General features: G+C 55.0%; 1 protein-coding gene. It reads left to right on the top strand.

The window, feature by feature from the left end; genetic code table 11:
* Positions 1–229: hypothetical protein (locus tag PSEWESI4_RS25090; protein WP_210768875.1), on the top strand; the 229-nt coding region annotated here is incomplete at both ends.

Below are 229 nucleotides of genomic sequence, written 5' to 3'. Positions count from 1 at the left end.
CGCCGATCTTGGCAACCGGTATGGACAATGGGCTATCGGCGATGAGCTTCGAAGAGCCTTTGCTCGACTGCCTGAGCCCGAACGCACCCGGGGGAAAAACATTGGCAAGCAGATGCTCGAATGCGCCTTGTCACAGGAGCTCCCAGAGGCAGGATACTCATTGGGCATGGAGTACCTGATCAACAGGCCTGGTGAACAGGATACACATACGGCCTTATTGTATTTCCAG

It is taken from the genome of Zestomonas carbonaria, assembly GCF_904061905.1.
In the GTDB taxonomy this organism is placed as follows: Bacteria; Pseudomonadota; Gammaproteobacteria; order Pseudomonadales; family Pseudomonadaceae; genus Aquipseudomonas; species Aquipseudomonas carbonaria.
This window is presented reverse-complemented; position numbering and strand designations above follow the sequence as displayed.